26 protein-coding genes and 1 pseudogene are annotated in these 22,484 nt (G+C 41.4%); 7 read left to right on the plus strand and 20 right to left on the minus strand.

The features are described 5' to 3' along the window. Window positions 1-250: 250 nt before the first annotated feature. From AB4513_RS21030 to AB4513_RS21080, 11 genes are all read right to left on the minus strand, one after another. On the minus strand, window positions 251-1,507 hold the full coding sequence (locus AB4513_RS21030; protein WP_102258113.1) for an RES family NAD+ phosphorylase: 1,257 nt from the start codon (window positions 1,505-1,507) through the stop codon (window positions 251-253). 50 nt (window positions 1,508-1,557) lie between these two features. Next, window positions 1,558-1,818, minus strand: a complete 261-nt coding sequence (locus tag AB4513_RS21035) for an ogr/Delta-like zinc finger family protein (protein ID WP_102258114.1) — start codon at window positions 1,816-1,818, stop codon at window positions 1,558-1,560. Between the two features lie 58 nt (window positions 1,819-1,876). Next, the gene (locus AB4513_RS21040; RefSeq protein WP_102258115.1) at window positions 1,877-2,173 is read right to left on the minus strand and encodes a hypothetical protein; all 297 of its coding nucleotides are present in this window, start codon (window positions 2,171-2,173) and stop codon (window positions 1,877-1,879) included. Between the two features lie 12 nt (window positions 2,174-2,185). Further along, on the minus strand, window positions 2,186-4,021 hold the full coding sequence (locus tag AB4513_RS21045) for a replication endonuclease (RefSeq protein WP_102258116.1): 1,836 nt from the start codon (window positions 4,019-4,021) through the stop codon (window positions 2,186-2,188). Window positions 4,022-4,240: 219 nt separating this feature from the next. Next, window positions 4,241-4,519, minus strand: a complete 279-nt coding sequence (locus AB4513_RS21050) for a hypothetical protein (protein WP_102258118.1) — start codon at window positions 4,517-4,519, stop codon at window positions 4,241-4,243. After that, window positions 4,516-4,737: a hypothetical protein gene (locus AB4513_RS21055; RefSeq protein ID WP_102258119.1), complete on the minus strand. Its 222-nt coding sequence runs from the start codon at window positions 4,735-4,737 to the stop codon at window positions 4,516-4,518. The genes AB4513_RS21050 and AB4513_RS21055 overlap by 4 nt, the downstream gene beginning before the upstream one ends. Next, a complete protein-coding gene (locus AB4513_RS21060; RefSeq protein WP_102258120.1) occupies window positions 4,734-4,961 on the minus strand; it encodes a hypothetical protein in 228 nt (75 codons plus the stop codon). Before AB4513_RS21060 ends, AB4513_RS21055 begins: the two co-directional genes overlap by 4 nt. Then, window positions 4,949-5,191, minus strand: coding sequence for a hypothetical protein (locus AB4513_RS21065; protein WP_102258121.1), 243 nt, complete (start codon window positions 5,189-5,191; stop codon window positions 4,949-4,951). Before AB4513_RS21065 ends, AB4513_RS21060 begins: the two co-directional genes overlap by 13 nt. After that, window positions 5,188-5,403, minus strand: a complete 216-nt coding sequence (locus AB4513_RS21070; protein ID WP_102258122.1) for a hypothetical protein — start codon at window positions 5,401-5,403, stop codon at window positions 5,188-5,190. Before AB4513_RS21070 ends, AB4513_RS21065 begins: the two co-directional genes overlap by 4 nt. A 15-nt stretch (window positions 5,404-5,418) precedes the next feature. Further along, window positions 5,419-5,961, minus strand: coding sequence for a phage regulatory CII family protein (locus tag AB4513_RS21075; protein ID WP_102258123.1), 543 nt, complete (start codon window positions 5,959-5,961; stop codon window positions 5,419-5,421). Between the two features lie 50 nt (window positions 5,962-6,011). Beyond that, window positions 6,012-6,299 (minus strand): pyocin activator PrtN family protein, encoded by a 288-nt coding sequence (locus AB4513_RS21080; protein ID WP_017109436.1) that lies wholly within the window; start codon window positions 6,297-6,299, stop codon window positions 6,012-6,014. A 181-nt stretch (window positions 6,300-6,480) separates the two neighbouring features. Between AB4513_RS21080 and AB4513_RS21085 the strand changes: the two genes are divergently transcribed. The 3 genes from AB4513_RS21085 to AB4513_RS21095 are packed head-to-tail and all read left to right on the plus strand — an operon-like array spanning window position 6,481 to window position 7,867. After that, entirely contained in the window at window positions 6,481-7,293 is an 813-nt protein-coding gene (locus AB4513_RS21085; RefSeq protein WP_133151974.1) for a S24 family peptidase, read from the plus strand. Then, complete coding sequence (locus AB4513_RS21090) at window positions 7,290-7,586, plus strand: hypothetical protein (RefSeq protein WP_102258124.1); 297 nt, start codon at window positions 7,290-7,292, stop codon at window positions 7,584-7,586. Before AB4513_RS21085 ends, AB4513_RS21090 begins: the two co-directional genes overlap by 4 nt. Next, window positions 7,583-7,867, plus strand: coding sequence for a hypothetical protein (locus AB4513_RS21095; protein WP_198592109.1), 285 nt, complete (start codon window positions 7,583-7,585; stop codon window positions 7,865-7,867). Before AB4513_RS21090 ends, AB4513_RS21095 begins: the two co-directional genes overlap by 4 nt. 66 nt (window positions 7,868-7,933) lie before the next feature. Here AB4513_RS21095 and AB4513_RS21100 read toward each other — a convergent pair whose 3' ends face one another. From AB4513_RS21100 to AB4513_RS21110, 3 genes are read right to left on the minus strand one after another with little or no spacing between them, the layout of a single operon-like run. Beyond that, the gene (locus tag AB4513_RS21100; protein WP_102258125.1) at window positions 7,934-8,602 is read right to left on the minus strand and encodes an HNH endonuclease; all 669 of its coding nucleotides are present in this window, start codon (window positions 8,600-8,602) and stop codon (window positions 7,934-7,936) included. Window positions 8,603-8,606: 4 nt separating this feature from the next. After that, window positions 8,607-9,851 carry an AAA family ATPase gene (locus AB4513_RS21105; protein ID WP_102258126.1) on the minus strand — a complete coding sequence of 415 codons (1,245 nt, stop codon included), beginning with the start codon at window positions 9,849-9,851 and terminating at the stop codon, window positions 8,607-8,609. 56 nt (window positions 9,852-9,907) lie between these two features. Then, the gene (locus AB4513_RS21110) at window positions 9,908-10,963 is read right to left on the minus strand and encodes a site-specific integrase (RefSeq protein WP_102258127.1); all 1,056 of its coding nucleotides are present in this window, start codon (window positions 10,961-10,963) and stop codon (window positions 9,908-9,910) included. 662 nt (window positions 10,964-11,625) lie between these two features. On the opposite strand from AB4513_RS21110, the gene AB4513_RS21115 reads away from it, so the two are divergent. Both AB4513_RS21115 and AB4513_RS21120 read left to right on the plus strand, forming a co-directional pair. Next, on the plus strand, window positions 11,626-12,210 hold the full coding sequence (locus tag AB4513_RS21115) for a S24 family peptidase (protein ID WP_240798312.1): 585 nt from the start codon (window positions 11,626-11,628) through the stop codon (window positions 12,208-12,210). A 69-nt stretch (window positions 12,211-12,279) separates the two neighbouring features. Continuing rightward, the gene (locus tag AB4513_RS21120) at window positions 12,280-14,865 is read left to right on the plus strand and encodes an ATP-binding protein (protein ID WP_102258129.1); all 2,586 of its coding nucleotides are present in this window, start codon (window positions 12,280-12,282) and stop codon (window positions 14,863-14,865) included. Between the two features lie 49 nt (window positions 14,866-14,914). On the opposite strand, the gene AB4513_RS21125 is transcribed toward AB4513_RS21120, so the two are convergent. From AB4513_RS21125 to AB4513_RS21140, 4 genes and pseudogenes are all read right to left on the minus strand, one after another. Next, on the minus strand, window positions 14,915-15,430 hold the full coding sequence (locus AB4513_RS21125) for a hypothetical protein (protein ID WP_102258130.1): 516 nt from the start codon (window positions 15,428-15,430) through the stop codon (window positions 14,915-14,917). A 247-nt stretch (window positions 15,431-15,677) separates the two neighbouring features. Beyond that, window positions 15,678-16,211: pseudogene (locus AB4513_RS21130) on the minus strand (site-specific integrase); the annotation flags it as partial. 72 nt (window positions 16,212-16,283) lie between these two features. Further along, window positions 16,284-16,493 (minus strand): cold-shock protein, encoded by a 210-nt coding sequence (locus AB4513_RS21135; protein ID WP_004731543.1) that lies wholly within the window; start codon window positions 16,491-16,493, stop codon window positions 16,284-16,286. A gap of 448 nt (window positions 16,494-16,941) precedes the next feature. Beyond that, complete coding sequence (locus tag AB4513_RS21140; RefSeq protein ID WP_009845544.1) at window positions 16,942-18,027, minus strand: PQQ-dependent sugar dehydrogenase; 1,086 nt, start codon at window positions 18,025-18,027, stop codon at window positions 16,942-16,944. A gap of 297 nt (window positions 18,028-18,324) precedes the next feature. Between AB4513_RS21140 and AB4513_RS21145 the strand changes: the two genes are divergently transcribed. After that, window positions 18,325-19,518: a multidrug effflux MFS transporter gene (locus AB4513_RS21145; RefSeq protein ID WP_009845543.1), complete on the plus strand. Its 1,194-nt coding sequence runs from the start codon at window positions 18,325-18,327 to the stop codon at window positions 19,516-19,518. A 141-nt stretch (window positions 19,519-19,659) separates the two neighbouring features. Here AB4513_RS21145 and AB4513_RS21150 read toward each other — a convergent pair whose 3' ends face one another. Together AB4513_RS21150 and AB4513_RS21155 are read right to left on the minus strand one after the other, a co-directional pair. Beyond that, window positions 19,660-20,445 (minus strand): ABC transporter ATP-binding protein, encoded by a 786-nt coding sequence (locus tag AB4513_RS21150; RefSeq protein WP_009845542.1) that lies wholly within the window; start codon window positions 20,443-20,445, stop codon window positions 19,660-19,662. A 76-nt stretch (window positions 20,446-20,521) separates the two neighbouring features. Further along, on the minus strand, window positions 20,522-21,280 hold the full coding sequence (locus AB4513_RS21155; RefSeq protein WP_009845541.1) for a siderophore ferric iron reductase: 759 nt from the start codon (window positions 21,278-21,280) through the stop codon (window positions 20,522-20,524). Between the two features lie 219 nt (window positions 21,281-21,499). On the opposite strand from AB4513_RS21155, the gene AB4513_RS21160 reads away from it, so the two are divergent. Further along, on the plus strand, window positions 21,500-22,408 hold the full coding sequence (locus AB4513_RS21160; RefSeq protein ID WP_009845540.1) for an AraC family transcriptional regulator: 909 nt from the start codon (window positions 21,500-21,502) through the stop codon (window positions 22,406-22,408). Window positions 22,409-22,484: the final 76 nt, after the last annotated feature.

The following is a 22,484-nucleotide window of genomic DNA, read 5'->3' on the forward strand; positions in this document are numbered from 1 at the left end:
ACTACAGAAGAAAATCAGAATTAGGCAGCGAGAATAAAATGAGTGATGGAGTAGGGCGCTCAGGCCTTGTTCGGACTCACCCTCCCCTCCACACCAAAATTCCGCACTGCAATTATGCGATCTTAGAACCGCATTTCATTTCGGTAGTTGTATTGGAACACAGCCCCCGATGTATCTACATCGAGGGCTGTTTTAGATGGGGGATTTAGAGATCGTCTAAGATCGTTTTTGTGCGTAACTTCGAAATTTTCTAAACATTAACCAAAATATTATCTGAGTTACGTGAGTGGATGCCTACTTCTTTAATTGAAGGTGTCATTGCTTCAACTTGGTAAAATTCCACGCCAGTTTGTGTGTCAAACTCAACGTTGTATTCAATGCTATCGGAATCACCTTCTGTTTCATCACCAAAAATAACATAATTTATCCCACCTTCTAGCTGAGATGATTTAAAAATAATACCGTCAAACATTCCGTTATCATAGTTACGAATGGTCTCCGCAAACATTTGAGTCTGAATATAATTTAGACTAGTCGCTCTAAATGGCTTTGATATGAGTTCGTGCAAGGTATTTAGCAAATACCCATGTTGATAGAACTTATCTTGTTTAGGGCTTGTCAGAATGCTTGCACTCTTTAGTTTTGCTGAATCTAGAAGTGTAAAATCAAAAAAAGTAAGCGTTTTCTTAGTGATGAAGCTCCCTACAGCAATGGTATCACCCACATATGGACGAATTTCAGCTATGGCTGTTTGGGGATTATTTGCTGTATACATAAACGATATTCCTGGAGGGCTCATCCGATTATTGGCAGCAAGAAGACTAGGAGGAGCTCCAAGCAACTCACTAGGTTTTCTTTGGAAACTCTGTCTATGTTTATCGTCGGATGTTAAGCGACCTCGATACAAAGTGGTACCTTTTTTGATTACCCGTTTGACGGAGTTATACTCATCATTCTCCTCCTCATGTTTTTTATCGATACTATATATACAAGTGCGAATTAAATTTTCAAAAAAAACAGTAGCTCGCATGTGAGTAAATCGACGAGAATGCTTTAGCTCTCTAGATAACTCATCCCAATCCACCTTAGCTTGATGTTTGCAATTTTCTATAAACGTTTGGTCTACATGGGATTTATAGATCCCATTACGTTTAAAGAAATCAGCATTTTCTTCGCTTAGTAAGTCGGCAACTTTTTCCAATACGTCTTGGTTATCAATAGTAAATCGTTTGATAACTTCTTTAAGAGATATTACATCAGATTGAGAATCGCTAACTAGATGATAATGATCTGGGATTTTCCTATTTAATGTGAAAACGAAATCTTCGATGATAATGCCTTCATGGCTACTTTTATTACATACTATGCAATTTTTCTTATACGTGATCGCTCGATTCCTTCGGTTAAAGTAGTAAACATCTTTGTTACAATCTTTGCAGATAAAACCGACAGATCTATCAACCTCTGTTCGTCGCATTTCTGATAAGTGTTCTTTGAATAATCGCATGATTTTGACTTTAAATTGTTATAAATATTTGTTAAATATTAATTTTTTCTTCAATCAAATGCCAATGCTTTATCTTTCCCAAAAAGTAAATCCATCTGGTTCACATCACCTTTGCACAGCTCTGGTTGTAGCTTTGGATCTGGCGGCACTCCAACAGAGTCGATAATCCCCTCTACAGAAGTAAGCGTATGAAAGCGAACACCACAGTTAAAATTGAGGCACTGCCAGTAGGCTTTCCGTGTCTCGTTTGACATTTCTTGTGAAGTAACAATTCGGGTTTTGCATCCGCATGTTGGGCATGGCATTAGCATTGTTGTAATCTCCCTTCTTAATTAATACGTTCAATGCCCACCCCTAAGTGATTGAACGCTATTTATCTCTAGCTCTTTCGAAGTCGTTAAACTCTTGGCTACCAAGTGCATAGGGGTTTTTCCCGCCTCTTTTGCCGAGTAGGTATGCTTGGCGCATTCTCAAAGGCAGAGAGCTAACTATCGGTTTGGGTTTGAGTTTCTCTAGCATAATTAACGCGTAACTTTCAGTGGAGGCATTAAATATGCCTACCGTTGCTTCGGGTTCTGATTCATAAGCGCGTTGTGCTTGTTCTAATGTTTCAAAGCTTCCCACAAGCTCCACTTTTGATGAGCCAATACCAAACCAATAACTCATATATGCCTCTTTTTATATTGTGGCTAACCGTCCGTTTCTAAGTTTTAAGGACATGTGTTTGTCTATTGGTACAGTAGCACCAAGCGACAATGGCCGCAGCAAGCATTGAACCCCTTTAACGCCCCATCCGGTCACGTCCATCAATGCTTGCTCAAGTGGCGAAATCGGTATTTTCTCTTTCTGGTTACACTTATTTTCAGTGCTCCAAGGAAGGGCGCCGCCCTTTTTAAGATCAAGAGCACGACGCTTTACGTCTTTAGTTTTCACCAAACTAAATTGCTCGCTACATGTTGCGATGACCTTACCAAGCCAATTGATTCCAATGACGCGCTTTACCGTATCACCGTACTGGTTGAATTTATCTTCATAAGCCAGCTTGGCTTTGAAGCCCAATTCGCAAAAACCTTTCCAGCGGGAATTATCAGCATGATCTCGAAGCTGTTCTAACTCTTCATCGAAAGCAGTTTCCGTTGGATTAGCTCTGCGTAATTGTCGCCAGAGCCCGACAGAAGGAGAGCCAGATTGAGAGAATTGCTTAATTCTGTGTATACGCGCCCATGCTGTCGCAGAAAGTGCCGTTTGTTTCGCATCACCTTCTGGCATATGTGCACCATTAATGTTCTTGGAAATGTACTTGATGATGTAACCCGTAGCCGTACCTTGTGACGGGTCACAATCTTTAATCGTTATACGAGGAGTTTTATCAAGCTTACCGTTTATGATGAGTTCGCTTTTATCTTCATCAATAGCAATACCCTCAATGATGTCTATCAGGTCTTGCTTTTGCCTTGGGTGTACATACAAAAACATATGAGCATGAGGCGTACCGTCCTTGTGAGGTTCAGCGACACGAAGCCCAAACCATTGAATATCAATCTTTGGTTTTTTAAACCAAGCTCGTGCACATCGCCATTTAGCCATCATTACTTCATGGGCCTCTTTGGGTGTGCAGCCGTTCCATTTAGATGAATTACGATGGTATTTACTTGGCAATGTCCAGTTAACAAAAACGCCTTCATATCCCATTTCAATTGCACGCTCTTCATCTCCACGGCTACGAACCACCAATTCAATGCGGCGGTTTTCTGGGTTTGCCGTAGTTCGTTTAACCACTTCCGATAAATCAAACGCTTGACCTGTCTCATCGTTCAACACAGACATAGACTTTACAAATTGCTCTGCTTCGATTTGCTTCTTTTCCCAACGGGCATAAGAACGACTCGATACATACTTACGTTGACCTTTGTTACCGCCAACGCGACTCAAAGCAATTTGTGAATACTCTATATATTGAGTACGTAAGAACTTAAACTTGCGGACTAGATAACTCACATCCAGACAACGGCGAATAGCACGTTCTAATTCGCGCTCTGCGTCCTCTATGGTTTCATGTTTCTTTTTAATTTGTGGAGCTTTGATATAGAAACGCTTCATATCTTCACGAATGCCATAAAACACTTTTTCAAGCGCATCGACATAACTCGACTCATTGTCTTCAATCTCAGTCATTTGAATCAAGCGTGTGAACATTTCAGTAAGGTTTGTAGCTAAATGCTCTAATGCTTCATCACACATCAAAACACGATGATTTAGCTCTACTGAACTGCGCGCACTACTATGCAAACGCTGTCTTTCTGGTGCATTGCTTCGCTCATCAACAAAAGTGTATTTATCTTCAATAAATGGAGAGTACTTGAGTGCGTGTTTAACTGAGTCATTAGTGAATCGGTCGATGTTCTGTTGAGTCGCGTTGGTACGACGTTTACGGCGGGAAACCTGAAACCTCACATCATCTTGAACAATGCGAGGTAATCGAGGTAAAAATTCACGAGCAAATAATGGGTACACTTAGTATTCCTTGTAACTTCGAATGCTTTTTTTATCGGACGGGTAATTCCATTCAGTTACAGCTTGGTTGTAATTTTGCGCAGCATTGCCCTCATGCCCACACTGATTACAGGCAACATAATGTTTTGGGGTGTCATCTAAACTTTGTTCACAAAACACTTCGCTACTTTGGCACTTGGCGCAATTATGAATAGCTTGGACTGCGATATAACTTCTCATTTACTGCTTCACATTCCCTGGATTCGCATTACTTACCGAGCCCCAAGGTTCAGCGCACCCGTTTTCGCTACACACATAATTCATTGGCTGAGAGTTACCCTTAACACGCTTTTTAATGCCGTGTTTTTCGCGCAACTTCGACACTAAAAAGCGCGCTCGCTCTCGTTTCTTTGGATCTGGGTTCTCCATGCCTGCCATATCAGGGCAGGGCTTATGTATTGGAGAAGTGATAGGCAAGTCAGCTGTCGATTTAGCAGGTCTAAAAGTCACATCACTCATGCTGCCACCTCAACAAATATCACTTCTGGTTTCTTCTTCTTTTCTTCTAACGTAGCGAGAATCTCTTTTACCTTGTCGTCATAAACACTCAAATACAGGCTTGCTCCTGCAAGGCTCCAAGCTGTTTGAACTCGCTGCTTCTTCCCAAAACCACAGAAGAAGCGATCACCAATTTTTATCGCTACTGCTTGTTTTTGCGCTTGCTTGTAAAAACTCATAATTCGCTAAACTCCTGTGTGTCCATAATCATGTGACCGCCAGTGTGATTACCTCTGATGATCACGCCGTTCATAACGTGCTGACAGTTGAAGTGCTCACAAGCCGCTTCGATTGCTGGCTCTGGTGAATCAAACTCACCGATAAGAAGATTCTTAACTTCGCTAGTTTCATCATCACGAACCACGCCGCCACCGCTGTTCAGTGCAACCGCTACGTATTGCATTGTTCTTTCTCCATCCCGAGTTTCTCTTTAGCAAGCTCAAGGAACTTGGCAATCTGAGCTTGGTTTTGAGCGAAGTCTTCGACCTTATACAAAGGGAAGTACATAGAAGCTCCCCATCCGTCAGGGCCTGCTAAATAGGCTTGAGCAGCTTTCACGCCTTCTACATATCCAGCTTCGTAGACATAAATCTTGTCTTCACCTGAAGTGATGGTTTTGAGTAGAGTTTTCATATTGATTCCTTCTGGCAAACCTTGAACTGGTCGAGAGCATCACCCGCTTGCTTGTGAATGCCACGCCACATTGCGATCAAGTTATTCTGAAGCTGCTCTTGGCTTTCGACTTCGTTCTCTTGATACTTAGTGATAGTGAGTGCCGCAACATTCTCGATGTTGAGTGCTTCTTCTAATGAGTTGATTTGAATCGCGATAAATGGTTTTTTCATAATTACACCCCGTAATTAAGTAAGACCCGGTAAAGGCGCACCGTTGGCTATCAAGTCCACACCCATACATAAGAAAGGGTGTGCACCACTTGTGCGGTCTTCTAGGTCGTTGATGAGTAGCACCAAGTTGTTAATGCCAGCTTGTGCCGTTTTGATAATTGAGTTTCGAGTTGAGCGAGGTAGAGCTCTTTGGCCTGCCGTGTCTAACGCAAGCTGAGAGATCTCTCCAGCAATCACAGAGTTGTCTAGAGCACGTTTAATAAACGTTTCTCTTTCACCTTCAGGAATATGAGCGGTCACTAGCTCTAACTGGCGAAGTACAACTTCTAAAATTACGTAGTCATCCGTAGCTTTAGAAATTGCCATCATTTCAGGTAAAGAAAGTACGTGCGGTTGCTCGGTATTCAGCTTGTTACGCAACATGTTTGAACGAATGCCACAGGCTTTTGCTATGTCTGTTAGCTCGTTACGGTGTCGCGCTCGAAACAAGCTGCATGCTTCGTTGTACTGTTCTTGTACATCCGCTAAAAAGACGCACATTGTCTGGTTCACTTCCATGTCTGATACTCACTATGAAACATAAGAAAAGTGGTTAGCTTTAAGCTGGCTTAATGGTGACCGAATTTGCCATAGACCGATTCCCACTCGCGCTTAGCTTCAGCTTGCTTGCGGTCAATGTAGAAAGCTAAATCATCAATAGAAACAAACAGTGGAGCTTTGGTGCCTTTGTTCGTTTCTGTTTCTTCATGAAGTCGAAAGGTGGGGATAGGGAACTCATTCGCACTTACTTTGCCTTTGGCTGTCGCGTACTTCATTCCAAAATATTGTTCAGAGATCTCAGAAAGTTTTACTACTGGGGAGCCAAATACAGCATGCAACGCATATTGAGTATTCATAGGGTTAGCCTCATTTCCACTACACCACTGACGTGATATAGTTATTAGTTAGTTGCAGTTTATCTTCGTTAATCTCTTACAATATCGAGCTTAAACTGTGTTATAGTGTGTTTATGTGTTCTTATGCTACGACCTTGCTGTTTGTGTGTCTAGTGTTTTTATGTGTGCTTTTGGTGGTTTTATGAAGGAATGGTTTCTGAGTACTGAACTCATGGGGTTGGATGGAATGGCTAACTCTTCTTCAGGCGTGGCTCAAAAAGCCAGGAGAAACAATTGGTTAAGTCGAGGATCTAAGGAAGGCACTCGGGCTTTGGAGTACCATATTTCCAATTTTCACCCAGATGTAAAAAAACAGCTGATTGAGAAATACGTCACGGATCTTGATGAAGCGGAATATCTATTAACTGCATCAGAACCTAACGAAACTTCGACGTCAGTAGGGCACGTTGATATTGGTAGCGGGCAAACTAACCAGCAGGTTGCTAGTCGAACTTCTCGCAATGCCGATAGCAATGTCACAGAGATTTCGAATGTTAAGTCTGTGAAAGCGACTTCTCAAATAGGCGATATGTGCGCTGTACCTGTGTACAACGTTTATGCGTCTTGTGGGTTTGGTGCTCAAAACGATGCTGAGTATCAACTCAGAACTGAATTCCTACCATGCTTATGGCTAAAACGTTTCGGCCTGACAGAAGAAGATGCTCGTATCATCATTTGCCACGGCGACTCAATGGAAGACACTTTGAGCGACGGCGATGAAGTATTAGTCGATACCCGAGAACTCGATCACCCAGTAAAGCACGGTGTCTATGTTGTTCGCATTGGTAAGCACGTTTACATAAAACGCCTGAAGTACGACATCATGGCCGAGGGCTATAACGTCATCTCAGACAACAAAGAAGAATATGATTCGTTTATCGTGAATGAGGAGAAACTCGACGAGTTCGCGGTAATCGGGAAAGTTATTACCACCGTCATGAAGGCGGTGATATGAACGACATAAACGAGTTAAATAAAGATCATTTAGAAGAGTTCTTCGATGTGAAACTTAAGAACTATAAATGTCCTTGCTGCCAAACAACAGAAAAGCCAGCGATACCAACGACAAAAGGGGAAGAAATTAGCTTCAGCCTTTTGGATTTGGTTGAAGTTAGTCCTGATCAATCCAGAACTAAGCGACTACTTTCCACTCCGACAATTCCGTTAGTATGCCAAAACTGCGGTAATATTCACCGTATAGCGACTTACATAGTCTTAAAGTATTTTTCTGATAAAGGTGTATCATGAGGGATAAAGTTCACTTTTTGACCATGACAGATACACCAATACGAAAGAATGGTGGTGACGGGGGAGATGGTTTGGACTCACGGGTAGCAAAATTGGAAGCTAGCGTTGAATACATTCAACGTGATATCTCAGACATTAAGGGTGATATCAAAGACATACGCAGTGATTTGAAAGAGTTTCACAATCACCAAAGAAGTGACTTTCGCCTTTTATTCGGAGCTTTAATTACAGTCACAATAGGCCTCGCTGGTTTGATGGCGAAGGGCTTTGGTTGGCTGTGAGTGATGTAAGAGAAATATATAGATTAGAAATAGAAAAGGCACCTATTAGGGTGCCTTTTTTGAAAGCTACTCAGTCCTACCTATAAAATCATGTAACATCCGCCCCAATTCCTCGTCTTCTATAATGCACCAATTTATAAATGCACTGTATGGAGAAGATGGTTTTAGGAGAAGCTTGATACGTGCGACCGCAACATCTTTTTCTTCCTGTAAGGCCATTGGTTTGTAGTAATTGTTCAATTGCGACAATAGTAAGTTATATTGTTCAAAGACTCTCTTTCTTAGAAAGGCTGAAGATACAGCTTTGTTTGGAGTATGTTCACTGTTGAACACTCTATCCAACAGTTCCGCAGTCAATTTAGTCTTGTTATCGGCGGTTTGAGCTCTAACATGAAGCTTTTTCGCATATGGAGTTGATGGAGGAAGGTGTTTGATTGCGCGAACGACATCAATCTTAGGGTCACAGCAGTCTAATAGATCATCATACTTAGCGAGTTTAATATTGTTGCAGCGACCACACGAAAAGTATAAATTTTCCCACTCATACTTTAATCTTTCATCACCCTCATGTGGAATGAAATGCTCTACATTTATGTCTTGTGGTTCAAATGTTTCACAGATATAGCACTTCTTGTGAAACACATTTTTCAAGGCATCCCAAACATCTTTGGAATCATACTTTTTTCCCTCAGCTAATGAGGAAGGAGCTGGTTCACTTCTAACTACATTGAACATCTGGCTACCTCTTGGCTTTGCTGATTGCTAGTTTTGCGGAATTAACAAAGTAAAGTGATTCAGAGTCCAGTGAGTCTTCATCTTCGGGTAATTTCTCTAATAGTGACTGAATTTCTTTAACGTCAATTGGGTGTCTTTCAAGTGACTTGGCTAATGTTTCAATGTTCTTTTGAAGTAAACTAGAAATTGGAAGGACACCAAATAAGCCTTCTAAAACAGATTCATAGGAGTACATAGATAGATCTTCGACTTGTTCTCGTTTTGAAAGATCGTAAATTACAGCATCGTCTACAGATGAGACTACAAACGGTGAATGTGTAGTCACAATAAACTGTACTTTCGGAAATGCGTTTTTAAGGAAAGCTAGAATTTTTTTCTGTAATGATACATGAAGGTGCGCATCAATTTCGTCAATTAAAACAATTCCCGTAAGAGCATCTGGGTCTATTAAACGTAATGACACCTTCGTAATTAAATCAGCATACACAGCCATAATTGAAGAGAATCCAGATGACAGGCTTTGAAATGTATAGGGTTCTTTGTGTGGCTGATGAACCTCAAAAGAAAACGAGTCCGATTGGAAAACTAGTCTAAGCTCTTCATCTTCAAAGAGGCTCTGTAAATCGCTCTCTAGTTTTATAAACCATTTATTAATGCGCTCAGCTTCTTCTGGGTCATTGTTGATCTTCTTGGATTCAGAGAAAGCTTGATTGGCAATACTTGTGACGAGGAACTCTTCAAATAGAGATGATGCAGTCTGGCTTTGATGTGGCCTTGTTACAGAATGTAGGTCTTTTTCTTTTAGACTACTCAATGATCTAACTGAAGACGGTTTTAAAATGTCTGACTTTCTTCCGGCTTCGAAAGAAATAAGGAGTGCTTGAAAATCTTTGTGTTTTAAAACAAACCCCTCCAGATCAGATAACGTTATAGGTGGTTGGTTGGCTTCTTCTATTTTTTGAACAATATTTTTTAATTCTCGAGCCCAAGAGTCATAAGACTGGTTTGCGGGGCCCTCACGCTCCAAAATTTCCTCGTAAGATATTTTGCTTCTTTCTAGTTGCTCCAAACTTGTGTTGTCTTTCTTGACTATGCGGTCATTTAGTTTTTCGTAAAGATAGTTCAGTAGTTGAGTCTTACCGCACCCATTCCCGCCAGTTAATATTAGCGTTTTCCCATTGACATCTATGTCTACTTCTTTATCAGAATAAGGGATTTTAGTTTTAATTTTAGTCAGATAACCAGACATATTGTTACTCCAAGTAATACTCACTCGATTGTATAGCAAAGAACCATTAATCGCTTTTATATTTTACGTTCATGCAATTTATGCGGGAACAACTGGGTATAAACCTGCCACAAGGTGTTTAGGTTCCTATGACCAGTTACTTGAGCAACTTCCTCAATCGTAAAACCTTTCTCGAACAAGCGGCTTGCACCTTCACGGCGTAGGTCATGATAGCGCAGGTTATCAATTCCAACCTTCTGGCACACTTCAACAAAGCCTCGGCCAACTGAGCGTGGGTTGTAAGGGAATATCAACTCACCTTTACGCTCTTGCCTCATCACAATATCGAATGCTTCACCAAGTAGAGGAACGACCATATGGTTGCCTTCTTTCTTACGAGGGTCTTTTCGGTCACGTACGATCACTGTTCTAAGTTCTTCGTTTAAGTCTTCCCACCGAATACCACATACTTCGCTGACTCTCATACAGCTCAGGATGCTGAAGTCTAGAAGCTCGGAGTAGGGGATTTTGTTTTCTCTGCGTTGCTCGCGTTCTTCTAGTGCTTCTTTTAACAGGTCTATTTCATCGGTAGTAGGGCGTCTTGTTCGTTTCTCTGATTTACCGATGAGCTTCATTTCATACAGAATGGGTGTTGCTTCTAAGAATGTGTTCACGTTCGCGGCAACGTTGAAGACAGGGTTAGCTCGTTTGAATACCGAACGTAAAAAATAGATGTCGGAATAGACGGTAGAGGGTTTGGTTCCCGTACTGCACCTATTTTGGCAGTGCTCAATTAAGTCTTTAGTGGTTAGCTCATCGGAATAGATTTTTGCTATGTCGCAATCACGCAGCATTTTTAATACGGTTTGTTTCGATCGGCCTGTATTGTCCCAGAGGTTTTTGTTCTCTATGTACATGTCTAGCAGCTGGCCAATGGGTACAGAACGATCTTGGGTTTCACCTTCTTCTATCTTTCGGACTTCATTTTTAGCCCAGGCAGTAGCGAGCGTTTTCTTCTTATGAGTTTTGGAAAAACGTTGAGCAATTTTGCTTCGATGTTTCACGGTAACTGTGGCTTTGTAGCGAGATTCGCCACTTGCTAGAGTTCGCTTTTCAATACTATAAGATGCCATGAACGTGTGCCTCTGAGGTGTACCAAAAGGGTGATTTGAGGGGTACAAAAGGTGTACCAAGGTTCAGAGATTATAGCAGTTTATTAAAGTTCTTCTAGGTTGTTATTTGTGTTAAGTATTTGAAAGTAAAGGTGTATGTGGCTATTGCTAGGTAGGGCGGGGAGTGGTGTATTTTAGTGAAACTTATAGATTGTGGGTTTGAGAGCCATTGATAGGGTGTCTTAGATAGAAATAGTGAGGGGATGTTACCTTAAATCTCTGAATAGCGTGTAAAAAAATAGCCAGCAGAGGCTGGCTATTTTTAGAAAGATGTTTACCACTCTGTTCGCTTCTGTTTTTTACGAATCGAAACAGTGCTCAGTGTGACTTTAGCGGCATTTATTCTGGCTGTGATTGCTGTGAGCTTAATTCTCAAATATTGCTTAGAGAGCTAAAATATTGAAAATTAAATGCAGCGTCTAACACATGTCTAATATTCAAAGGCTTAGCATCATATCCACCACAGTAATGGCGTGTTATAGTTCTTAGCGGTTTGCAGTTTATCGCAGGTAGTCATATACAATACCGATCTTAAACTGCGGCTATAGTTTGTTATGCGATGACTTCGTTACTAGGGTAATACGCTTTAATGTGCGCTTTAGTCTCTTTAAGGAGACTGGGTTGTGAGTTTGTGGAGACAGGCTATTGCTAAATCCATTTTCTGTTGGAATGATAAAACCATGAGAAACAATTGGTTAAGTGAATCTCATCACGTCATCGGTGACGATGTCACAGAGATTTCGAATGTTAAGTCTGTGAAAGCGGCTTCTCAAATAGGCGATATGTGTGCTGTACCTGTGTACAACGTCTATGCCTCTTGTGGATTTGGAGCTCAAAACGATGCTGAGTATCAACTCAGAACTGAATTCCTACCATGCTTATGGCTAAAACGTTTCGGCCTGACAGAAGAAGATGCTCGTATCATCATTTGCCACGGCGACTCAATGGAAGACACTTTGAGCGACGGCGATGAAGTATTAGTCGATACCCGAGAGCTCGACCACCCAGTAAAGCATGGTGTCTATGTTGTTCGCATTGGTAAGCACGTTTACATAAAACGCCTGAAGTACGACATCATGGCTGAGGGCTATAACGTCATCTCAGACAACAAAGAAGAATATGATTCGTTTATCGTGAATGAGGAGAAACTCGACGAGTTCGCGGTAATCGGGAAAGTTGTTACCACCGTCATGAAGGCGGTGATTTAGAAAAGCGAAGGCGACCTCAGGGTCGCCTTTTTTATTGATAAAAAAGTTTTTAGTAGAGATTCCGTAATAATGTATTCAGATTCTAAAATTTTCAAAGCAACCTTCACTTGTAAAGATGATGGTAATGATCAATATCGCAATCGCTTAACTGAAAGTCTTGCTAATTTCAGAGAACGTGTAGGAGTATTGATTGATGGAACTCCCAAAGATGTACCTGGGCTTACCGTACATGACTTAACACATATGGACGCGCTATGGGATATGTTGGACATATTGACGGGTGGAGACTACCGGTTAAATCCAGCAGAGGCCTATGTTTTAGGAGGAGCCATTCTTTTACATGATTCTGCAATGACGATAAGCATTTATCCGAATGGTGTTAATGAGCTAAAAGAAACTGCTGAATACATAGATGCATACGCATACTTTGAAGATAACTCACATCTTGCGAAAGAAGACGATGGGTATTTGATTGCAGCGCAAGGTTATGCCATCAGTGATACTTTAAGGTTAAAACATGCAGAAAACGCTGAGACATTAGCAACCCAAAAATGGGATTCTAAAGTTAGTGACGGGGCGTTCTATTTAATTGATGATTCTGAACTTAGAGAACATTATGCCCACTCAATCGGGAGAGTCGCCCATAGTCATCATTGGGATGTCGATAAAGCGGTTTCTGAGTTATCTCATTGTAAAGGTGCATTTACAGGTTTTCCTGCCGATTGGAATGTAAACGAGATAAAGTTGGCATTGATTTTAAGGTGCATTGATGCGATGCATTTAGATGATCGAAGAGCTCCAACATTTACTTCAGCTCTTAGAACTATTAATGAAGAATCTGCGATTCACTGGAAGTTTCAAAGTAAATTAGCCCAACCCACGTTAGTAAGTCGAAAGATTCAATATACTTCAAAGTCTCCGTTTACTATTGAAGAAGCAAGTGCATGGAATTTGTGTTTCGACACAATTCAAATGGTGGATTTAGAGCTTAGAAATGCTTCTGATATACAAGAACGTTTATCAATTCAGCGTTTTGAAGCTCAAGGGGTTGTTGGTTCAGGTTCTCCAGGTGCACTAGCGCAACACATACAAGTTAAGGACTGGACACCGATTCCACTAAACCTTCAAGTATCTGATGTTCCATCGCTGGCTTTGACGCTGGGTGGTACTGACTTATACGATTTCCCGTTAACCCCTATTCGAGAAATGATTCAAAATTCTGCAGATGCTATTGAAGCAAGGGCTGTCTTAGATGAGGACTTCGACGTTGGTGATGGGAAAATTGTGATAAAACTAATGGAGGTGGAAGGCAAGGGGCATGTTCTAGAAATTACTGATAATGGAGTTGGTATGTCTGAAAGGATACTAACAAAAGTTTTGTTAGATTTTGGCATGTCGTTTTGGAAGTCAAAGGCAGCAAGGAGTGAGTTTCCTGGTTTACAAAAACATACTAATAAATTTAGAGGTAGATACGGAATAGGATTTTTTTCTATATTCATGTGGTCTAATGATATCAGGGTTAGCTCTAGGAAGTTTGATGATGGAGTCAGCTCAGCTCGGACTCTAGATTTTTCTGATGGAATGCATTCTAGACCTATTTTGCGTTCAGCTTTTAAAGATGAACGTTCGACAAGGTGGAATACTAAAATAGAACTCATCTTGAATGAGAAAGCTCTGGACTATCTGAAAGGTGACTCGAAGTTTATAGTAAGAAAACTTAAGAATTTATGTGGACCTTTACCAATCGAAGTAGAGTTTCAATGTGGATCTAGCTTCAAAGAGTCTGTCAGTTTGCCTAAGTGGAAAACATGCACGTCAGATGAATTTTTTGATTTTTTTGAGAAAATAGCATTTCCTGAGATTACTCATGGAAAGTATTTCAAGGACACTTTAACTCAAATTGTAAAAGATGGTGAGGTTGTTGGGCGTTGCTTTATTGCACCGTATCACTCTAACCAGTCAAGTAGGCTTCCTGTTTATGAAAAAGGCATATATGTAAACCGCACAAACAATCACGAATTTTTTGGTGTGTTTGAAGCAAGTACCACTAATGCTGCAAGAGATAGAGCATCAGATATATCATTCTCAAATTATATGGAATCTTTGACTTGCATTCGAGATAAAGCATTTAGCTTAAGCAAGAATTTAGGGGAGTCGACATATTTACAAAACCTATTCTTAAGGTACAAGTTACAATCAGATGACGTACCACTTTTAGTTATAAATCGAGAAATATTATCATTTAATGATGTAATTAAGGTAATTGAAACGGAAGGTAAATTTTCTATAGAATTGTTATGTGAAGAAAACTTTGACGAAAAATATGAAGTAGCTTGGAAGCAAAAAGACGCCTTGTCCTCACTAGCAAGCCTTCATGTCGATGTAAATAAGCTATACCCACTAGTATGCGAAAGTAATAGTTATTCAACGATGGATGGATTTAAATCATTGTATTTAAATGATATGCCGGATGAAACTACTCTTATAAATGAAATTGAAAATGAATTTCAGTTACCTGGTGGGGAAACATTTTTACACGCAATAAATAGACTGTGTAATTCATGTAAACAGACTTTTGTGTTGTCTGAACATAGTGTAGTAGAAGCCGATTTCGGTGAGAGAAAGGTTGTCCTTACATTTACAGTCGAAGGCTAAGAATTGATAAAATAGGCAGAGTATATTCTTATACCTCTGCCTATTTTTATTATTTAGGGCAAGTTACAGAGTCTAATATATTCATTAGGTAGTTTGGGTTAATGAAAGTGACAATACCCATGATAGTTAGTAATACTAGCAAAACCATAAAGTGGAACTCATTCCATCGGATTAATTTGCAGGGTTTAATGTCCGGATCAGAACGATTTAAGTCACAATTGACTTTATTGAGTAACTCGACTTCTTCTTTTCTGTAATCTATCCAAGAAAATAGAACAGCGATACTTAATCCCAGTAAATATACACAGGTAATAGTTAAGGCAACCCCAGTTGAAGATATTGCAAAAGAAACAGTTTCATTTGATATCTTACATTCTGAGCCCGCGATTAAAGAGGCTACGATGAATGTAGAGAGCGCGATGATCACTTTCAATAATGTTGTGAAATTTGAGTGTTGCTGATTGTCTAAAAATTTTATTTTGTCCTGAATAAACTTGTACCTTTCAACTGCGAGTAGGTCACTTAGTTCTTTATTTGGTACTGTGGAATGTGTATTGGTTTGCATTGTTTTGTACGTTGCTCTTATGAAGATTAGGATGGACTCGGTAAAACATTTAGATTTGGGAGTCGTTTCTCCACCGCGTTGAAAGGTGGTATGTTGCATATTCTAACAATGTACACTTGATGGCACTAGAGCGGGTTTCTTATATTATTGACTTGCAGCAACTTGTAATGAATTTGTATTCAATTATAAAGCTGCGGGCGCCGCTCCGACCGACTCATGATAAAAAGCCGCTTTTTAGCGGCTTTTTTCATATCTTACGTTCGTGTAATTTATGTGGGAATAGCTGGGTATAAACCTGCCACAAGGTATTCAAATTTCGATGTCCTGTCACCTGAGCAACTTCCTCAATGGTAAAGCCTTTCTCGAACAAACGACTCGCACCTTCACGACGTAAGTCATGATAGCGTAGGTTATCAATCCCAACCTTCTGACACACTTCAACAAAGCCTCGGCCAACTGAGCGTGGGTTATAAGGAAATATCAACTCTCTCTTACGCTCTTGCTTAATTACAATATCGAATGCTTCACCAAGTAGAGGAACTACCATATGGTTGCCTTCTTTCTTTCGTGGGTCTTTTCGGTCACGTACGATCACTGTTTTAAGTTCTTCGTTTAAGTCTTCCCACCGTATACCACACACTTCGCTGACTCTCATACAGCTCAGGATGCTGAAGTCTAGAAGCACGGAGTAGGGGATTTTGTTTTCTCTGCGTTGCTCGCGTTCTTCTAGTGCTTCTTTCAGCAGGTCTATTTCATCGGTAGTAGGGCGCCTTGTTACCTTAAATCTCTGAATAGCGGGTAAAAAAATAGCCAGCAGAGGCTGGCTATTTTTAGAAAGCTTTAAAATACTAAATTAAAGTACTTTGATGCTGTCAGCTTGTGGGCCTTTTTGACCTTGAGATACAGTGAACTCAACTTGTTGGCCTTCAGCAAGAGTTTTGAAACCGTCGCCTGTGATTGCAGAGAAGTGTGCAAATACGTCTGGGCCGTTTTCTTGCTCGATGAAGCCGAAGCCTTTAGTTTCGTTGAACCATTTTACTTTACCAGTAACTGTGTTAGACATGATGATATCCTAAAATTAAATTTTTATTTTGAGCCAATTGTGGCACTGATAGCGCGGAAAAGTTTATTGCTATTGCGTACAACACAACGGGGTTACTAGTAATCCAACGAAATGTTTATATACAAAGAACTTTCTTTCTAGCCGAGATGAAGTCTAAATCAAATTAGGGGATAGTCAATCGAATCCATAGTGAAAGGTTGCAGAAACTTGGGGGTAGTCAAACTTTGCATTCCTTAAATATCATGGAGTTACAGTTGTATGGTGATTTGTTGTAGTTTTTGTGAAAAAGGTGGTCGAAATTGATGACGAATTTGGAGTAATTGCACTGTTTTGGCACATTTATTTTCCAAATTATTAAGCCGCTAATTGGTGCCTGAACCTAATTTTAACGGCTTATATTTATAAATCTCACGGTAAGTATCATGTTTCTATTGGAACGAGGTTTTGACTACTTTTTCAAGCGATACAGGTTGCCATTATCGGTACTGAAAAAGATGTCGCCGCTTGGTGAAGTTTCAATGTCTCTTATCCTCTCGCCTAAATCTTCTAAAATACGTTCTTCCTTGATTGCATCACCTTGTCCATTGACTGTCACAATATTGATGTGGGTAAGCTTAAGTGCGCCAGCCAGCAGCTTTCCTTTTAACTCTGGGTATTTATCCCCTTGGTAAACAATCAAGCTCCCCGGAGCGATTGAAGGAACGTAGACTTTTTTAGGCGCTTCAATGCCATCTTTAGTTTCAGACTCGCCTACGCTAATTGGGCCCCAATACTCTTTTCCGTGTGATGTGACAGGCCACCCGTAGTTGGCACCTGCTTTTATTAAGTTGATTTCGTCACCACCGCGCGGGCCGTGTTCAATCGACCACAGCTTCTGGGTCGGGAAGTCGTAATACAAGCCTTGTGGATTACGATGGCCATAGCTCCAAATCTCATTGAGTACCTTGCTGTTATCCGAGAACGGGTTATCGCTTGGTGTGCTTCCATCAGCATTCAATCGTAATATTGATCCGGCGTGAGTCATGGTGCCTTGGCCGTTGTCTCGATCACCACGGTCGCCGATTGAAAAATACAGGTGGCTATCATCAAAGGTGATACGGCTGCCAAAGTGACGTCCGGTGTCCGTTCTGGATTTAGATACAAACACGTCTGTCCAATTGGTAACTTCATTATTGCTGTAATTAGCAGAAGCCAGTGACGTTACTCCTTCACCATCGACGTCTTTACTGTAAGTGACGTAGAACTTTTCGTTTTCAAAAGGGGAGAGCGCGATATCCAACAGACCACCTTGGCCTTTCGCCCAAACATTGGGCAGCCTGAACAGTGTGCTTTGCTCACCCGTCTTTAAATCAACCTGTTTAATGACGCCTGCTTTTTCTGTGAGAAGCATAGTACTGTCATCGACATAAGCGAGCCCCCATGGAACCTCAAGGCCGTCTGTGATTTTCTCTACTTGCCATGCAAAAGCAGAGGATATTGGACTTGATGCGATGAGTGCCAAAGCATAGGAAAGAATACGATGATGATTGTTCATGGGAGTCCTTTGTTTTCATGACGTGGTATTAGTTTAGCTTGTGGTCGACAGGTGCAAAGGTTGGGTTACTGAAAAGTGACTATTCATTTATTTAGTTCAACCAGTGTTGTATGAGTAAGCAAGCTCACGTATGTTTAGCCTGCCATTCTCTATTCGATTCCTTCGGAGCATAATGAATACTACCCTTGCAACATCTTCGCTGTTTTCTCTGTCTGTATGTTGTCAGGTTGATACCCAAGCTATCTATTCTCAAACCACCCGATCTCAAAACAGCTGTTATGTTGGATACTTTACATCATGAGTCGTCGATTTGACTTTAAATCGATCCTACTTGCGTGTTTGGTCATCAGCATCGGCCAACTCAGTATGGGGCTGGTATTTCCATCATTACCTTGGATCGCGAAAGACTTTGATGTTTCGCTAGAGCAAGCTCAGCTTCTGGTGAGTGTCTATTTGTTAGGTTTTGGACCTTCTCAGTTTATTTATGGTCCAATTTCCGATGCTCTAGGGCGCAAGAAAGTACTGCTGAGCGGATTATTAATCGCCATGCTGGGACTATTAATGATCATCTTCTTTAGCCATTCATTTACTAGCATGGTGATGGGGCGTTTTCTGCAAGGCTTAGGAACGGGTTGTTGCGCTGTACTTGCTCGTGCTTCCACGCGGGATAGATTCAGTGGGGCAGATTTACCTTTAGCTATGTCCTACATTGCGATGGTCGCGTCTATTACACCTTTGATTGCGCCCGTAATCGGCGGCTTTATTAACTTCCATTTTGGCTGGAGCATGGTGTTCATCTCGCTACTTGGCTATGTCTCATTAGCTTGGGTGGTTTTGGCGTTCAAGTTTAAGGAAACCGTCACTCAGATCTCCGCTATTCCTTCGGCAAAGAAAATGGTTTCTCAATACAAAGAGTTGCTAACTTCTCGCTATTTTATGAGTTTTGCGAGTATTGGCTGGCTTAACTTTAGTTTGATGATCACTACCGTATCAGTGATGCCATTTATTATGCAAAATCAGATTGGTATGACGTCTGATGAATACGCGATGTGGGCGGTGATTCCTGCTTTAGGCATGCTGGGTGGAACAAGTTTATGTAACCGTATTCGCCCCATGTTGGGCAACAAGAAAACTCTGTTATGTACCCCTGTATTGCATATCTCTGCGGCGTTGTGGCTTTTCTTTTGCCCACTTGAGCCTTTGTATCTCATGCTTGGCCAGTTCTTGATGATTCTTGGCAATGGTATTGCATTGCCTTGTGCTCAGGCGTTGGTGATGTTGCCTTATAAGAAGAACGCTGGCGCGGCTGCTGCGATGTCTGGCGGCGGGCAGATGGTGGTGTCTTCAATGGTGAGTATGGGGCTAGTTCAATTAGGGCTAGGAGAAGCGTGGCATTTATCGCTTGTCATCATGTTGTTCACTATTATTACTCTGATTAATATTTTGCGTGGTTTCAGTAGTCAAGAAGCGAGAGAGTCGCAGCTGAGCTAGTTAATTAGTTAATTATTTAGCTAGCGAGTGAAAAACGAAAAGGCCATTAAAGTTCTGAGACTTCAATGGCCTTCTTTATGCTTAGAGCTTAGAGCTTAGAGCTTAGAGCTTAGAGCTTAGACTTAAGCTGAAATGCCCGAACTATTCACAGACGACTGCAACCTTCTCGCTTGCTGCTGTCTTAGCTGGAACTGGATGATCGATCAGTCGAATCGAAGACTCATACAAAGCTGATAGCGCTTGTTCATCAAGTAACTTATCCGCACTGCCTTCAAAAGCAATCTGACCTTTTTTCAGTGCAACGATGTGTGTCGCGTAACGCAGTGCTAAGTTCAAATCGTGCAAAATGACGATCACCCCAACATTTTCCGTTTTGTTGAGTTCAGACAGTAAACCCATAAGCTGAAACTGATGATGCACATCCAGTGCCGAAGTTGGTTCATCAAGGATTAGTACTGGTGATTGTTGAGCCAACAACATCGATACCCACGCGCGTTGACGTTCTCCTCCAGATAAATCATCCGCCAAGGCTTGCGAGAATTCAGTGACACCGGTTCTTTCCATCGCCTGTTGGATAATCGACTTATCTTCTGAATTCCAACGGCCTAGCGCGCCTCTCCATGGGAAACGTCCTAAACGAACCAACTCTTCTACGGTTAAGCCAGCAGAAGCGGGGAGCTTTTGCGGTAAATAAGCAATTTTTTTCGCTAAATCTTTGCTTTTGAATGAAGAGAGGGAAGTGCCGTCTAGTTCCACGCTGCCGTGATCCGGCGACATCTGCCCAGAGAGCAAATTAACGAGTGTAGATTTACCCGAACCATTATGGCCAAGAACGACTGTCAGTTCATTGGTCGGAATCGCGAGGTCTTCGATTGAGAGAATGGTTCGTTCATCACGAATAACTTTGATGTTTGAAAGCTGAAACATGTCAGTCCTGTAATTAGGTCAGTAGCGAAGCTCAATGGAGAAGGCTCGTCGTATTGAACTTTAATAAATGGCGTGACTAAGCGATTTTTTTGTTGTCTGGATGCCTAGGGCAATTATCACAGTACTTTCTTGAATCGCACTTATAAACCAGGCAGCAGCTGATTCTGATCAGTTTTAACATCCCCGAACTAGAATCCACTTTAAGGCTGTCTAAATGATTTTCAGACAACTGGCATGCTTCTAGCCAAAGTTTAGCTTGCGCAGTAATGTAATCGTTGGTCAGGCTTGGTTCGTGTTGCTGAAGTTTTATCAAACTGCCTAACAATAGATCGGCCAATAAATGATTGGTAAATCCTGGGCGAATACGTGTCCATTCACTGATCTGGCTTCGATAAAACTCAGTCAGTGCAAGAATGGCTTCACCAGCATCGGGAATCAGCTCTTCTGGTGAGCCATGTTGATGATCACCATTAAAGAAGCGGTAGCCAGTAATGAACTCTTTGTATCTAAATTGACCGATATTCTTGATGTCGGGCAATGAATGAAGCCCATAGATAGAAATGAAAGTCACATAGATAGGCTGCCAACACACGAGATCCCAGGTTCGTGTTAACCAATACGCTTTGCCTGCTTCTGGGTGGCTTTGCGAAAGACCATCGTAAACTCGTTTGAGCTCTTTATGGCTATTCTCATTTGTTACCGCAATGCTCTTGTTATTAAGTGCACCAAAGCTTCCGCTTAAATAAGGGGTCACTTGTTTTGAGTAAGCGAAGATTTTTTGATGTAGGGACGGGGCTTTCCGACGAGTGATAATATTGTGCAGTTGGGGAAGCATCTTAAATCAATAAATGAGAATCAGTTGCGTTATCATAACGAACATAGTCGAGGATAACCATACAAAATGGAGCATCTACTCGGTGCTTTTTACGTTTTTGAGATTTATAAAGTTTGGATGGGCTGTCCTTTTTTCAGTGATAAAAGCCACTTTAAGTGATAAAAGTATTGTTGAACCCAACACGCCCTAGTCAAAAATAGAGAAGATGAAAGCTTGAATATGAACACACCTGCATTTGACCGTATCAGCCGCGTTCTGGCTTATATCCATGCGAATCTTAGCTCTGCGTTATCGCTAGAAGATTTAGCGACGCAAAGCTGTTGGTCTCGTTGGCAGCTGCAAAGAGTGTTTCAAGCCGAAACCGGGCTTACCGTGGCGAACTATGTGAGAGAGCTAAAGTTAAGTCAGGCTGCCGAAGAGCTGCTTGATGGAAAAGATCGTGTTATCGATATTGCGCTTGGTCTCGGATTCAATTCAGAAATAAGCTTTAGCCGTTCGTTTAAGCAAATGTTTGGGGTAAGCCCAAGTCAGTATAGAAAAGCAGGCAAAAGAGTAGGGTTAAAAAAGCCGATACAAGTATCTGAAACGGCGAGTAATTCAGAAAATAGGGCGTTAAGCTTTGTGGAAGTACGCATTGATGAAAGAGAGTCTTTCTTAGTGAAAGGAATGACATCAGAAATCAGTGGCTTGTTTTCACTCACGCAAGACTTCGCGCAGAAAGTCCCTCAGCTATGGTCACGTTTAGAAGGTGAGGTTGAAATCCCTGACGCCAACATGCTCCAGTTTATTGGCGTTGTTGACCTGACTCAGTCTTGTTTTGACGGAACCAATATTTACTATTGGGCGGGCGTTGAGCTTCATGACGAGATCTCTATCCCGCAACTGCCTAGTATTATCTCTGATAAGTTAGAGGTGCTGACGATTCCGAAGCAAACCTATGCTGTAGTGAAGCACCGTGGTCCTATAGAGCATCTACCCCATACTCTAAGTTGGTTTGTGCTTAATTGGCTTCCAAATTCAGGTTATCGTGGCGTTGATGGTTATGAACTTGAGATGTACCCATTTGGTTATCAAGCTCATGCTTCTGATGCGGAAATGGAGTACTGGGTTCCTATTATTAAATCGTAGTCATATTTCAGCTCTCCGACTTTCTCCCCCCTTCTCAAAAGCCTTTGTGTTACAAGGTCAAAGGCTACAAGGTCAA

This window comes from Vibrio sp. 10N.222.54.E6, from assembly GCF_041473955.1.
GTDB lineage: Bacteria > Pseudomonadota > Gammaproteobacteria > Enterobacterales > Vibrionaceae > Vibrio > Vibrio tasmaniensis_A.